Annotated in this window: 10 protein-coding genes; 8 read left to right on the forward strand and 2 right to left on the reverse strand. The window is 50.4% G+C overall.

Translation table 11 applies throughout. The features are described 5' to 3' along the window. Positions 1-2: 2 nt before the first annotated feature. Entirely contained in the window at positions 3-857 is an 855-nt protein-coding gene (locus LCF57_RS20860) for an SDR family oxidoreductase (RefSeq protein WP_226002405.1), read from the reverse strand. Further along, the gene (gene uxuA, locus LCF57_RS20865) at positions 854-1,990 is read right to left on the reverse strand and encodes a mannonate dehydratase (protein WP_226002406.1); all 1,137 of its coding nucleotides are present in this window, start codon (positions 1,988-1,990) and stop codon (positions 854-856) included. The genes LCF57_RS20860 and uxuA overlap by 4 nt, the downstream gene beginning before the upstream one ends. Before the next feature lie 142 nt (positions 1,991-2,132). Between uxuA and LCF57_RS20870 the strand changes: the two genes are divergently transcribed. The 8 genes from LCF57_RS20870 to LCF57_RS20905 all read left to right on the forward strand — a co-directional run bounded on the left by LCF57_RS20870 (position 2,133) and on the right by LCF57_RS20905 (position 14,231). Beyond that, positions 2,133-3,764 carry a response regulator gene (locus LCF57_RS20870; RefSeq protein ID WP_226002407.1) on the forward strand — a complete coding sequence of 544 codons (1,632 nt, stop codon included), beginning with the start codon at positions 2,133-2,135 and terminating at the stop codon, positions 3,762-3,764. Then, positions 3,761-5,524 carry a sensor histidine kinase gene (locus LCF57_RS20875; RefSeq protein ID WP_226002408.1) on the forward strand — a complete coding sequence of 588 codons (1,764 nt, stop codon included), beginning with the start codon at positions 3,761-3,763 and terminating at the stop codon, positions 5,522-5,524. The genes LCF57_RS20870 and LCF57_RS20875 overlap by 4 nt, the downstream gene beginning before the upstream one ends. A gap of 110 nt (positions 5,525-5,634) precedes the next feature. Continuing rightward, a complete protein-coding gene (locus tag LCF57_RS20880; RefSeq protein WP_226002409.1) occupies positions 5,635-5,754 on the forward strand; it encodes a putative holin-like toxin in 120 nt (39 codons plus the stop codon). A gap of 294 nt (positions 5,755-6,048) precedes the next feature. Further along, positions 6,049-7,716: an ABC transporter substrate-binding protein gene (locus LCF57_RS20885; protein WP_226002410.1), complete on the forward strand. Its 1,668-nt coding sequence runs from the start codon at positions 6,049-6,051 to the stop codon at positions 7,714-7,716. A 14-nt stretch (positions 7,717-7,730) separates the two neighbouring features. Continuing rightward, a complete protein-coding gene (locus LCF57_RS20890; RefSeq protein WP_226002411.1) occupies positions 7,731-8,711 on the forward strand; it encodes an ABC transporter permease in 981 nt (326 codons plus the stop codon). Between the two features lie 572 nt (positions 8,712-9,283). Next, positions 9,284-10,207: a carbohydrate ABC transporter permease gene (locus LCF57_RS20895; RefSeq protein WP_226002412.1), complete on the forward strand. Its 924-nt coding sequence runs from the start codon at positions 9,284-9,286 to the stop codon at positions 10,205-10,207. A 103-nt stretch (positions 10,208-10,310) separates the two neighbouring features. Next, on the forward strand, positions 10,311-12,458 hold the full coding sequence (locus LCF57_RS20900; RefSeq protein ID WP_226002413.1) for an endo-1,4-beta-xylanase: 2,148 nt from the start codon (positions 10,311-10,313) through the stop codon (positions 12,456-12,458). 48 nt (positions 12,459-12,506) lie between these two features. Beyond that, a complete protein-coding gene (locus tag LCF57_RS20905) occupies positions 12,507-14,231 on the forward strand; it encodes a glycoside hydrolase family 43 protein (protein ID WP_226002414.1) in 1,725 nt (574 codons plus the stop codon). Positions 14,232-14,288 lie beyond the last annotated feature (57 nt).

Raw genomic sequence — 14,288 nt, forward strand, 5'->3', positions numbered from 1 at the left:
TTTTACACCCCGGAATACGCCATGAAGCCACCGTCTACCGGAATCACTGTGCCTGTGACAAAACCGGATGTCTGTTCATCCACAAGCCACAGCAGGGTGCCGAGCAGATCGTCCGGTACACCAAAGCGGCGCATAGGAGTATGGGCGATGATTTTAGCCGCACGTTCGGTGAGGGAGCCGTCCTTATGGGTTAGCAGGCTGCGGTTTTGTTCAGTGAGGAAAAAGCCGGGTGCAATGGCGTTGACGCGAATACCGGCTTCGGCTAAATGGACAGCCAGCCATTGGGTGAAGTTGTTAACTGCTGCTTTGGCTGCGCTGTAGGCCGGAACTTTGGTCATGGGGCTGGGTGCGCTCATGGAGGAAATATTAATAACGACGGCCCCCGGACGTCCAGTCATGCCCTGAGCGAATATTTGTGTCGGAATGAGCGTTCCGATGAAATTGACGTCCAGTACCTGGCGAAAACCGGGTATGCTTAGCTCGAAGAAGGTAGTAATATCGAGCAGCGTCAGATCCTCCAGCCGGAAGGTCTCGCGGGAGGTGTTGGCGCTCGGATGATTGCCTCCGGCTCCGTTGATCAGAATATCACATGCGCCGAACTGCTCGCGTACCGTCTGTTCGGCTAGCCGTACGCTGTCCGCGTCGGTAACGTCACAGGCCACCGCCATCGCTTCTCCGCCTGCGGCCTGAATATCATGGACTACACGCAGACCTTTTTCTTCCGTTCGGTTCAAAATAGCAACCTTCACGCCTTGCTTTGCCAGCTCGCGGGCCATTGCGCTGCAAAGCACCCCGGCACCGCCTGTGATTACTGCTGTTTTGCCTGCCAGCGAAGGGTGTAGAGATGGTGTGCTCATAGGGTTGACTCCTTCGTATGGACTGATCCGGTTCGTGTGGTTTCCGTCTTGGAAACGGGAGAAGTGTGTCGGGCCTGGTTATGTGTCAGCGCATCCCACAGTCCCCACAAATACATAATCCCAAGCGCGCGGTCATACAGTCCATAGCCGGGTCTGCATTGCTCTCCCCACAAGTGGCGGCCGTGGTCCGGTCTGACGTAGCCCGTAAAGCGGGCATCGTGATACGCCTGGACAATGCCGGCAATATCGACGGTTCCATCCTGAGTTCGGTGAGAGGTTTCGATGAAGTCTCCGTTAGCCGACACACGCACATTGCGTATATGGGCGAACGGAATACGGTCCTTGAACTCATGAATCATGGAAACGATTTCATTATTGGGGTTGGCTCCTAGCGAGCCAGAGCAAAGGGTAATGCCGTTCGCGGGGCTGTCGTACAGCGCCAGCAGCCTGCGCAAATGAGCCTGGCTTGTGATGATGCGTGGCAGTCCGAATACAGACCATGGCGGATCATCGGGGTGAATGGCCATCCGAATGCCGCTGCGTTCGGCAACGGGAATAATGGCCTCCAGAAAGTAGGCCAGATTCTGCCACAGGTCTTCCTCCGTGACGTGAGTGTACGCTTCAAACAAAGCCGTCAGATGCTCCAGCCGCTCCGGTTCCCAGCCGGGCATGGTTAACGAGCTATTTGCGTTAATTTGACGTACCAGTTCGAACGGATCAATGCCTTCAATTCGTGACTTTTCAAAAAAGAGGGCCGTGGAGCCGTCCTCCAGTTCCTTGTGCAAATCGGTGCGCAGCCAATCGAATATGGGCATAAAATTATAGCAGACGATCTTCACGCCGTTCTGGCCGAGCTTTTCCAATGTGCGTATGTAGTTGCGGATATACTGATCGCGTGTCGGTCGTCCGAGCTTAATATCCTCGTGCACATTCACACTTTCAACAACCTCATTGTGAAATCCCGCCTGTACAACCTGCTCTCGAAGTGCCACAATACGTTCCATAGGCCATTCTTCTCCGGCTGGAATATCGTGTAGCGCCCACACGATCCCTTCCACTCCCGGAATTTGTCGGATTTGTTCCAGCGTTACCGTATCGTTTCCTTCACCAAACCAACGAAATACCATGCGCATGCTTGACACCGCCCCATTCGTCATATGATAGGTGTAACAGCAATTCCCAATTCCCGATGTTTTCACATTACCATATTGCTAGATACAATTGGAATAGTTATCCAAAATAAAATGATGCATACTCGAAAGGAGGAAGCAGGTTATGAAGCTGCATCGAGCCATTGTGGTGGATGATGAAATATTCACTCGCAAAGGGCTGCTTCAACTCATGGACTGGGAAGCCTGTGGCTTTGAAATCGTGGGAGAAGCCGATAACGGTGAGGATGCACTGGAGCTAATCGGCAGTATTCACCCGGACCTCGTCATTACCGACATTCGCATGCCTGTGCTGGACGGATTAGAGCTGATTCGATCTGTACTCGAACGGAGTACAAAACATCCTGCGTTTATTATCTTGAGTGGCTACAGTGATTTTGCTTATGCGCAGCAGGCACTTCGCTATGGGGTTCATGATTTTATGATCAAGCCGATTGATGAGGGTGACTTTTCGGCTACGCTGCGCCGACTGAGTGAAAGGCTGCATCGTGAGCAGCAAAATATACAATTATTTCAAAACCACCGTACAGGCGGACTATTGGAGACCTTGATGATGAACAACGTGGATGATAGCGTGGTGACCCGTTGGGAACAGCAACTGCGCCTTGGGGAAGCCGCGCATATGTACTATGTACTCGTCGAGCTGAATGATCAACATCCATGGCGTTCTGGTGACGATAGCATCCTGTTGTCGCTTTTCCAATTCAGGGAGCTTATAGAACAAGCGCTTCATCGTTTAATAGACGGCAAGTATCCACTTTATGTCCATGAGCATCGGAACCGGATTGGACTCATTGTACCCGACTTCTTTTTGAAGGGGTTTGAAGCCAAAGTGGACGTATTTATGAAAGCGCTACAAAGAGAGATAGAGGGGATGAAGTCACTGAAAGATCGGGTGGCAAACCGGGTCTTCATTTACGCAGGGAGTCCTGTGAACCGGTTGCAGGATATCCATCAGTCCTATGCCTGCGCGAAGGAAGCATTGCTCCATAAATACATTCATGATCCTAGCGGTATTGTGGCATATGTGGAGGGGGGAATGCCGTCACTTCACTACAGGACCATTCAGCAGGACGTACTGGATTGCTTGACGGAACAAGTCGAGGAACTGCGACTGGAAGAGCTGCGTACGACCGTGGATCATTTATTTAGCAGCTTTCGGGAAGAGTGCTATGCCCCTGAGGCTATGAAAATGAGCCTGCATCAATGCGTGCTCAGTATTGTGCGAGTCATTCAAAACATGCAGGGAAATGAGCGCTCACTTCAGTCATTAGAGCCGATGATGAACTGGCAGGATATGAACCTGTCACTGGGTGAACTACGGCGGCTGTTTACAGCCTTTGCCGAGGAAAGTGGAAGATATATCGGGGTTCTGCGCAAGGATCGTCAGCAGGGAGGTATTCAGCACATCCGTGCGTATATTGAGCAGCATGCCAGCGAGAATATAAGCCTCAAAAGTATTGCAGCCCGCTTTTACATGAATCCAGTTTACCTCGGCCAATTATTCAGAAAAACGTACGGCGTGTACTTTAACGAATTCCTGCTGAAGCTGCGCGTTCGGGAGGCTAAGCGACTGCTGCGGCAGACGGATTTGCGCATTTATGAAATTTCCGAGCGTGTGGGCTTTGGCAGTTCAGACTATTTTGTTACCCAGTTTGAAAAGATGGTGCATGCCACACCAAGCGAATACCGCAACAGCCTGAACGTTGGACACAAGCCAGAGAGGGTCAGCGAATGAAGCTGCTGCATACAACACTTGATCATGTCCGGCTGCGGGATAAAATGCTGCTGCTCTATTTCCTGTGTGTGTTTACGCCCGTAGTGTTGACCAATCTGATTTTTTACCACGTCACCTCGCAAAATGTGAAGGAACAGCGTATGCAGGATATTTCCCGTGCGCTGGAGCAGATTAAAATTGAATTTTACCGTGAGTTTGAGGATGCGGTGGAAATCTCGTCTATCTTTTATACCGATCATCAGCTCAATGAGCTGTTGGAGCAAACATATCCACATCCCGCTGATTATATTGCCGCCTATGATTCTTATTTACGTCGTATGTTGAACAATACTTACAGTCCTGTATACCATGCTGTGGGTGGAATTACGATCTACACAGATAATCCGACGCTGCTGAATTCCGGGGGAATCAGCTTTATAGATGAGCGGGTCAAAAGCTTGTCCTGGTATGGCAAAATCCCGCCCGGACGGCAGTCCAAGCCTATATTTGTACGTACCGACGACGATACGGGCGAACAGCTTCATCCCTTTAGCCTGATTCGGCGGATGAACTATTTTTATTCCCAAAATGGCCGCGAGAAAATACTGAAAATAGAGCTGCGAATGTCGTCCATTCAAGAGATTTTCCATAATCTGAATTTGCAGGGCAGTCTCTTTCTGCTCAACGAACGGGGGGAAATCGAATATACGACCGATCCCAAGATTGATATAAATCATAGGATCGTGGCTTATAGCGCCCTCCAGCTGCCCGGGGACACCATCGAGTTCAAGACAAATTATGTGCTGACGAGTAATCTCAATGGCTGGAGCATTGTGGCCGCGGTGTCGGGAGATGAAGTGCTGTACGAAATGCAGGAATCCCGCAATTTTGTGCTGCTGTTAACCTGTATGAATATGCTGCTGCCTACTTTGATCATTATCTGGATTACACGTTCGCTGAATGTGCGGATTCATCGTATTCTGAGGTATATGAAAAAGGTGAAAAATCAGCATTTTGAGCTGATTCCCGGTACAGAATCGCGAGATGAAATCGGGCAGCTAACAGGTGAATTTAATCGGATGACGCTCAAAATCAAGCGACTGATTAACGATGTCTATGTAGCAGATATTCAGCGAAAAAATTTGGAGATTCAGCGCAGACATGCCCAGCTTAATGCACTTCACAGCCAGATCAACCCGCATTTTCTGTTCAATGCATTGGAGACGATTCGTATGCGAAGTCTGATGAAGCATGAGGACGAGACAGCCCGCATTATTCATAACATGGCACGGATTTTCCGCAATTCGCTGGTGTGGAACAAGGATAGGGTCACATTGCGGGAGGAACTGGAGCTGATCCGTTGTTTTCTGGAAATTCAGCAATACCGCTTTGGTGAGCGAATACGGTACGAAGTGCAGGCGCAGCCCGAAGACCTGGACTATCTGCTTCCCAAAATGGTTGTGCTGACGCTGGTTGAAAATGCAAGCATTCACGGCATTGAACCGCTGAAGCATGGAGGTCGCATTGAGATTCATTTTGAGCATCGAGAGGGGCGGCTGATGTTAACGGTACGGGATAATGGAGTTGGCATGTCTCTGGAACAGGTACAACGGCTGTACAGTTACATGCAAAAGCAGGAGGAAATGGGCGAGCGTATCGGTTTGCAGAATGTCATCTATCGTCTGAAGCTTTACTACGGAAGCCGCTTTGAGCTTGCTATTCGCAGCGCCCCCGGCGAGGGAACGGAGATTAAAATGATGATTCCGGCGGATTTGGAGTGAACGCGCCTTAATTATTCCATTTATAGGATAACCATATGGTATAATTCCCATAATTACAGAATGACTTAGATGGCGCGGTCGGCTAGTCTCCTGCCAAGGAGGTGATGCCTATGGAGGTTAAAGAGGCTCTGACACTAATGATATTCGGTACGCTAATTATTGCGTTGAACCAAAGCAAAAAGAATAGACCGCTCCCCGGACAAAGGTTAGCGGTCTATTTTTGCACCTAGTTCAAAGCAACGCCCTTATAAGCGGCTGTTACTAGAGAGTAGGGATGTTAGCGCATCTCTGCTCTTTTTTATTATAATCTTCTTTGTTTTATTTTATCACAACGCGATTTTTACTGACAATGGAGTCAAGGCGTATTGCGGTAATGGACGTTCATGCTGGCACTCCTTTAGTTTCCTAAGTAACACCTTTAGATTGTCAGTTGATCGAAATTCATGGCATTTTATAAAATGAAAGTGCTTACAATTTGATATCCACATATAACCGACAAAGAGGCCGAAAGGGGATTGTCTGGTATGACAAGCAAAAGATTCGGAATAATGAGTCTGGTATTTATCATGATGGTATCTATGATCACTGCCTGCTCAGGAAGTGCGGGCAAGGAGACTGCGTCGGGAGATAGCAAGGAGAAGGTCACATTCACGTATTTTAATGCCACGGCGGGAAGGGACATTAATACCAATGAAACGCGGATCGGCAAAATTCTGGAGGATCAGACAGGCGTGAACTGGAAGCTGGAGCATCTGGTAGGGGATTCGAATACGAAGATCGGCACGTTTATTGCAAGCAACGATTACCCGGACGTGATTGTACCGGACGGCACGATTGATAAACTGCTGGATGCCGGGGCTTTTATTCCCCTGAATGATTTGATCGACAAATATGGGCCAAATATCAAGCGTGTATACGGACCGTACTACAACCTGATGAAAGCGGAGGATGGGAATATCTATTTCCTGCCGTTCAGTGCGGTGGTCGGCGATTATTTGCCTGCTCCTAACATAGAGCAGGGAGCTTTTTGGATACAGCGCAGAGTGTTGAAGGAGGCGGGATATCCAAAAATAAAAACGTTAGATGAGTACTTGGCTCTGATTCGGAACTATGCGAAAAAGCATGCAGACGAGGGTTTAACCGGGTACTTGGCGTTAACCACGCAGGATAGGTTTTATGCGCTTACGAATGCGCCGATGCACCTGGCAGGCTATCCGAACGATGGCGGCACGATTATTGATATGAAATCACACCAGGCGACGGATTATGGAGATAAGGAAATCACAAAGCGGTATCTCCAGGAACTGAATCAGCTGAACGCAGAGGGCCTGTTTGACAAAGCCTCCTTTGTGGACAATTACGATCAATATTTGGCGAAGCTGACCTCGGGCAAGGTGCTGGGCTTTTTCGATTACCGCTGGCAGGCAGGGCAGGCTCTAAATAACCTGCAGGAGGCTTCCAAGCAATCGGGTGATGATGATCTGGAATATATAGGGCTGCCTGTTGTATACGACCGGAATATAAAGGATCAGTATCTTGATCCGTCGTCATTTGTTAATAACCGAGGCATTGGAATTACGGTCAGTGCCAAGGACCCGATACGTATCGTCAAATTTTTCAACAATCTGCTGACCGACGAAAACCAGGTGTTATCCAACTGGGGGATCAAAGGTGAAACCTATGATGTAGATAAAAATGGGCGTTTTTATCGGACCAAGGAGCAAATTAAGAAGACGGGTGAGGATGCATTCCGTGACTCATTTGGGTTCAAATATTTTGAATACAGCTGGCCGCGATACGGTAACGGTTCTTCCTTGCCCGATGGCAACTCGGTTAGCCCCGGACGGCAGCCTGAGGTTGCGCGTATGTCGTATACCGAAGGTGATAAAAAGCTGCTAAAAGCGCACGGTGTAGAGTCCTTCTCGCAGATGTTTTCCGCACCTGACGAGCGTCCATGGTTCCCGGCCTGGAGCATTCAGATTGCCCAGGGCTCACCTGCGCAGATCTTCCAGCAAAAGAAAGGAGACCTGCAGCGCAAATATTTCCCGCGCTTGGTGCTGTCTGCACCGGAACAGTTTGATGCAATTTGGAATGAATACACCACCGAGTTTAACAAGCTGGATGTGAAGGCCTTTGAGGAGCTGATCACGAAGGAGGTTGCCAAAAAAATCAAGACGGTCGGGAAAAAATAAAGGAGGAAGCAGCTATGGGCTACACGTCACCGCCACCTGTTACGACCTCTTCGGGCTATTTGCCGTCCTCACGGCGAACCGGCTTTAGGGGATTTATACACAAGCTGAACCAGCAGCGTGCACTGGTATGGATGTCCGTCCCTTTTTTAATCTGGCTGTTCATTTTCAAATATTTGCCCCTCTGGGGCTGGACGATTGCTTTTCAGGATTTTAAGCCTGCCCGTAAGCTGCTCGATCAGCAATGGGTCGGGGTGAAGCATTTCCGTTTTTTGTTTCAGGATGAACACTTCCTGCGGGTGATGCGCAATACGCTGGCGATGAGCTTCATTAACCTGGTGCTGGGCTTTGTAACCGCTATAGCATTGGCGATTTTGCTGAATGAGCTTCGTCAGATCGTATTCAAGCGAGTGGTGCAGACGATCAGCTACTTGCCGCATTTTATTTCGTGGGTAGTCGCGGCCAGCATTATCAGTACGGCGCTATCAGCGGACGGCGGCATTGTCAATGAGGTGCTGATGTGGCTGGGACTGATCAAGGAGCCTATTCTATGGCTGGGCGAGGGAAGCTATTTTTGGGGCATTCTCGGCGCATCGGAGGTATGGAAAAATGTCGGCTGGAACACCATCATTTATTTGGCCGCGATGACCATGATCGATCCCTCGCAGTATGAGGCGGCTGAGATCGACGGAGCGGGGCGCTTTCAGCGGATTTGGCATGTGACATTACCAGGATTAAAGCCTGTATTCATCATCCTGCTCATTATGAATATCGGCAATCTGCTGGAGTCGGGCTTTGAGCCGCAATATTTATTGGGTAACGGTATGAATGTGGATTATTCGGAAAATCTGGACATTTTCGTGCTGAAGTATGGTATCCAGATGGGCAATTTCTCGCTTTCGATTGCTGCCGGAATGTTTAAAACAGTAGTCAGCTTTATTTTACTGTTTAGCGCCAATCATATTGCGAAGCGGTTAGGGGAGGAGAGATTGTTCTAAAAAAAGGGTGAGTTATGGGGGGAGGGTGTATCGTCGCTTCGCGTGTAGAATGTTCTTCCGATCGCTGTTATCCCCGGGTTCCTTTTTATCAAAACATTAGAGGTTGGAATCCGGGGATAAAGGCGACCGCTACCGCTTCTTCAGAACAATTCTGTCCGCTCCGCTGCTCCCCGCCGTAAAGTCACTTTTTTATAGAGTTGAGGGTGGGGCAGGGAAAGGCCCGAAGGAAGGCGCGTGCTCGCGCTTCTTGGGTAACTGCGTCATGATGGCTGGCTCAGCTTCGCTATCGCCATGGTGGCGATAGCAGAAGGTTTGTGCTCATGCATACTATAGGTGCAGGTCAGTGGATATTTAACAGGCCGCTTCGCGGACCTTATCAAGAGCTTACCAAGACCTTATGAACGAGCCAGTTCATAGCTTCCAAATAGCGATAATAATTGACTGGATTAACATTGGTTCATATAACAATACAAATATAATACTACGAAATATAAGACCCATATCTTCACCAGCAATCGTCCTGATCATCGAATTAGAGTGATTAAGCTAATTTAAAGAAAGGAGCGGGAGTCATGGGCAAAGGGAAGACCTTGCATGGGCGATTTCGGGCGCCCTCGGATCGGATTTTTGATGCGTGCAATTTGGTATTTATGCTGTGCCTGATGGTGGTGACGCTGTATCCGTTTTTGAATACATTGGCGGTTTCATTAAATGAAGCAAATGATTCGATTCGGGGTGGAATTTATTTGTGGCCGCGTGAATTTACGTGGAGTAATTATGAATTTGTATTCAAGGAAGCGACGATTTTCCATGCTACGTTGATTTCTGTACTGCGTACGGTTGCGGGTACAGTAACCTCGGTGTTTTGCTGCGCGATGGTGGCGTATACGATCAGCCGACCGGAGTATGTGCTGCGCAAATTTGTCTCGATCGCTTTTATATTAACGATGTATTTTAACGGTGGCTTGATTCCGAACTTTCTCCTGATTCGAGAGCTGGGGATGCTTGGAACCTTCTGGGTGTATGTCGTGCCTGGGCTGATCGGGGTGTTTAATGTCATCGTGATTCGTTCCTTTATTGAAGGGTTGCCAGAAGGGATTTTGGAGTCGGCGCGTATTGACGGGGCAGGGGAGTTTGCTACTTTTATGCGCATTGTTTTGCCGCTTTGTGTTCCGGTGCTGGCGACGGTGTCGCTGTTCACGGCGGTCTCGCAATGGAATTCCTGGTTCGATGTGTTTTTGTACAATTCGTCGTATGAGCAATGGAGTACCCTCCAGTATGAGCTGATGAAAATCCTGCAAAATTCCAATACGTCCGTTAACGCTCAGGATTATGCCAGCCAGTTCGCGAGCTCGGAAAATCTGGCGAAGGCGGTTACTCCAACCTCCATTCGTGCCACGATGACGATTGTCGCTTCGGTGCCTATTATTTTGGTCTATCCATTTTTGCAGAAGTATTTTGTCAAGGGAATGACCTTGGGAGGTGTCAAAGGATAGTAAGATTCTCCATTCATCCAGAGAGCCATTTTCAATCCGCAAGTAACAGAAATCCAAAGGTGCCGAATACGAATTTTAAAATTTGAGTACGGGAGGGATTGTTTTGCGGTCATATTTGCGGTCATATAGGTTAAAAGCTTTTTGTCTGCTGCTGGCTGGAGCACTGTTATTGCCTGTCGGATGGTGGGGGGCGCCCGCAGCGAGGGCGGCTCCGGCAGTGGAACATTCCCCGTCTGTTTCAGATACGATACTGGCGGCGGGGAGCGTGAATAAGATGATCGGAACGTATGGATTTGAGCAAGGAAACGTTCAGGGCTGGAAGCCACGAGGGACGTATACCCAAATTGCTTCCGTCACGGAGGCCGCATACGGCGGTGCGCACAGTCTTAAGGCAACTGCCCGCACCGCTGCCTGGAATGGAGCGGAGTTGGATGTGAAGCCGCTTTTGCAGCCCAATGTGGAATATGAAATTAGCGGTTATGTGAAGCTGGACGGCAATGCGGCGGTTCCGAGCGTGATTAAGTTTACGATGGAGCAGCAGCCGACAGGCGGGGCTACAGCATGGAAGACAGTAGCGCAGAAGCAGACAGCAGATACATCGTGGGTCAAACTTCAAGGGGAATATACTTTTACCGGGGAGGTGGATGTATTGAAGCTGTATGTGGAGAACTCGAATCCCGCACAGGCCTACTACATGGATGAGGTGGAAATCAGACAGGTGTCGGAGACACCAACGAATCCCCCAACGGAACCGACAATTGTATCCGGGTTTGAGGAGGGTACGTCTCAAGGCTGGGTATCCCGTATGGGGACCGAGACGGTGCGGGCTTCGAATGCCGATGCACGAACCGGCTCGTACAGCCTGCTGACAACAGGCAGACAGAAGACATATGCCGGGCCAAAGCTGGATGTGACAGCCACGGTGCAAAAGGGGAGCCGCTATACGGTCAGTGCCTGGGTGAAGCTGGCGCCTGGCGAACAGCCTAGCAAGGTGAGGCTCAGCGTACAGCGCGATCATCAAGGTGAAAGTGCGTATGAAACTGTAGTAGGCGACACGGCGATCACGACAGGAGGATGGACGCATTTGTCCGGAACGTATACTCTCTCGCGTGATGCGGATACCGTCTCTATGTATTTGGAAACATCCGAAGGAACAGCTTCCTTTTATATGGATGATTTTGAGCTGTCCGTTGTTCCCCCGCTGGCTATCGAAAAGGATATTCCCTCTTTGCATGGATTGTATCAGGGCCAGTTCAGCATCGGTACGGCAATTGAGGCTTTCCAGACCGAAGGAGCTTACGGTGAGCTGGTGCAAAAGCATTTTAACAGCGTCGTGGCAGGGAATGCGATGAAGCCGATTTCTTTGCAGCCGTCCGAGGGACAGTTCCATTGGGAAGAAGCGGACCAGATTGTGCAATATGCCAGACAGCATGGAATAGCGATCCGCTTTCATACCTTGGTGTGGCATAACCAGACCGGGGATTGGATGTTTATGGATAAGAATGGACAACCGATGACACCGACTGCTGAGAATAAAAAGCTTTTGTTGGATCGGCTGGAGACGCATATTCGTGCTGTTGCAGACCGTTATAAAAATGTAATCACCGACTGGGATGTGGTGAATGAAGTCATTGATCCCGACCAGCCGGACGGTATGCGCCGCAGCAAGTGGTATCAGATTACCGGCACGGATTATATTGAAAAAGCGTTCCGTGTCACGAGGGAAGCGGCGGGGCCGAATGCCCGGCTGTTCATCAACGATTACAACACGCATGAACCGAAGAAACGGGATTTTCTGTACAATTTGGTGCGTGATTTGCTCGCTAAAGGCGTACCGATTGACGGCGTAGGTCACCAATCGCATATCCGCCTGGCGTTTCCTGCTATTAGCGAGATTGAGCAGTCCATTGAAAAGTTTGCTTCGCTCGGCCTGGATAATCAGATCACAGAGCTGGATATGGGCCTCTATTCCAATGATACAGATCGCTACGAAACGATACCTGAATCCATGCTGATCCAGCAGGCTCACCGCTATCGGGCGTTGTTCGATATGTTTTCCAGACAGCAGGAGCATATCAGTAATGTGACGATTTGGGGTACGGATGACGGAAATACGTGGCTTAGTATGTTCCCGATTGTCCGGCTGGATAAGCCGCTGCTGTTCGATGAACGGTTAAAGGCCAAATATGCCTATTGGGCGCTGGTTGACCCGTCCAAAGTTCCGCCGTTGCCAGCAGGGAATAACGAATAAATGGCTTGAAACAGATTAATAGAGCTGTTCAAAGGGAGAGCTGGAGCTATGGCTACTTTGCGCTATAAGAATCCGGTGGTCCCCGGATTTTACCCTGATCCGAGCGTGATACGTGTCGGAGAGGATTATTACATGGCGGCAAGCTCATTTGAATATATGCCGGGCTTGCCGATTTTCCATAGCCGCAACCTGACGGATTGGCGGCAAATCGGGCACGCGTTGAACCGGCGCAGTCAGATTGATTTGTCGACACGGAAAAGCTCGGAAGGCATATATGCGCCTACACTGCGTTATCATCAGGGTGTATTTTACCTGATTACGACGGATGTGATGAGAATAGGCAATTTTTATATCACGTCTGTGGACCCCGCAGGAGCTTGGTCTGACCCGATCCGTATTCCTTATGGAAACATAGATCCTTCCCTGCTATTTGATGACGACGGGAAGGTGTATGTGACGGTTCAATCCGGGGCAGGTGCCGAATCGCATATTATTCAGTATGAGATCGATATCGCTACAGGTCAGGCTTTGACAGAGCCTGTGGCGATTGCTCACGGGGATGGCGGCGTATGGACCGAAGGGCCGCATCTGTATCACATCGGCAGCCGTTATTATCTGCTCTGCGCCTGTGGCGGCACGGGGCGTGATCATCGGACACTCGTTTATCGAGCCGATGCCCCGTACGGTCCGTTCGAGCTTATGAAAGAGCCGATGCTCACGCATAATGGTCTTCCGTCGCATCCGATTCAAAATACAGGTCACGCCGAGCTGATTGAGGACACCCGGGGCGACTGGTGGACTTTGTTCCTCGGCGTCCGTCCGGTGGTGGACGTGCGGCCTGTAGCTGACTGCGAAGAGGCCGCGCTCCAGGCCGAGGTGCCGTCCTCGTATAGCGTACTCGGACGCGAAACCTTTCTTGCACCCGTCCATTGGACAACGGACGGGTGGCCTGTGGCTGACAATAACACAGGCATGGTGCAATTGCACATGTCTGTAGACCGTCAGCCGCTCGGCCTTGCGGGGCAGGCGTGCGCGCTCGCTGCTGCGCAGCTTGCACCTGTACAGCCCGCTTCTGTACAGCGTCATAGCTGGCGCGATGACTTTGGTGGTCAGCGGCTGGACTGCCGCTGGACGGCTCCGCGCAGGCTATGCGAGGTGAGCGCCAGCCTCAATGCACGTCCCGGCTGGCTGACGCTTACCGGCAATCGCCACACGCTGCTGGAGGAAGCGCCGAGCGTGTTTCTCGGCACCCGGTTGCGGCATCATCAGGTCACCGTCCGCAGTCGGCTCCATTTTCAACCGCAGCAGGCGGGCGAGGAAGCCGGGCTTGCAGTACGGCTTAACGAACGTGGTCACTTTACGCTGGGTGTCCGGCGGGTCGAAGACGGCGAAAGGCTTACCGTAGTGGCTTCGGTCACAGATCAGGGAAAACCGACTGTATTGGCCTCTGTACCCCTCCCGGTGGCTCCCGATATACAAAGCGGTGAAGGCGTGGAGTTTCGCATCTTATCCGATGCGTATCATTTTGCCTTATCTTATGCTATACGTCCGGGCAACTGGATGCCGCTTGCCACGGTGCCGGCTTATGTGGTCTCGCCTGAACGCAATGGCGGTTTCACCGGAGCACTGATCGGCATGTACGCTACAATGAGCGTAGCCAGAGGGGAGTTGTCCGAATCACATTCCCCGTCACATACCGCCGTTGATCAAGCGGCACGTGTCACAGCAACCCCGGCCTATTTTGGATATTTCTCCTACGATGGTATGGATTAGATCCGGAGGACAATTATTGATAGAAGCAGAAAAGCAGGCTGTCCTTCACATGTTTTG

The organism is Paenibacillus sp. BJ-4, from assembly GCF_020404765.1.
Taxonomy (GTDB): Bacteria; Bacillota; Bacilli; order Paenibacillales; family Paenibacillaceae; genus Paenibacillus.

Coding starts and splice junctions, on each gene's coding strand:
- LCF57_RS20860 (WP_226002405.1), bottom strand. CDS start 857: ATGAGCACACCATCTCTACACCCTTCGCTGGCAGGCAAAACAGCAGTA.
- uxuA (WP_226002406.1), bottom strand. CDS start 1,990: ATGCGCATGGTATTTCGTTGGTTTGGTGAAGGAAACGATACGGTAACG.
- LCF57_RS20870 (WP_226002407.1), top strand. CDS start 2,133: ATGAAGCTGCATCGAGCCATTGTGGTGGATGATGAAATATTCACTCGC.
- LCF57_RS20875 (WP_226002408.1), top strand. CDS start 3,761: ATGAAGCTGCTGCATACAACACTTGATCATGTCCGGCTGCGGGATAAA.
- LCF57_RS20880 (WP_226002409.1), top strand. CDS start 5,635: ATGGAGGTTAAAGAGGCTCTGACACTAATGATATTCGGTACGCTAATT.
- LCF57_RS20885 (WP_226002410.1), top strand. CDS start 6,049: ATGACAAGCAAAAGATTCGGAATAATGAGTCTGGTATTTATCATGATG.
- LCF57_RS20890 (WP_226002411.1), top strand. CDS start 7,731: ATGGGCTACACGTCACCGCCACCTGTTACGACCTCTTCGGGCTATTTG.
- LCF57_RS20895 (WP_226002412.1), top strand. CDS start 9,284: ATGGGCAAAGGGAAGACCTTGCATGGGCGATTTCGGGCGCCCTCGGAT.
- LCF57_RS20905 (WP_226002414.1), top strand. CDS start 12,507: ATGGCTACTTTGCGCTATAAGAATCCGGTGGTCCCCGGATTTTACCCT.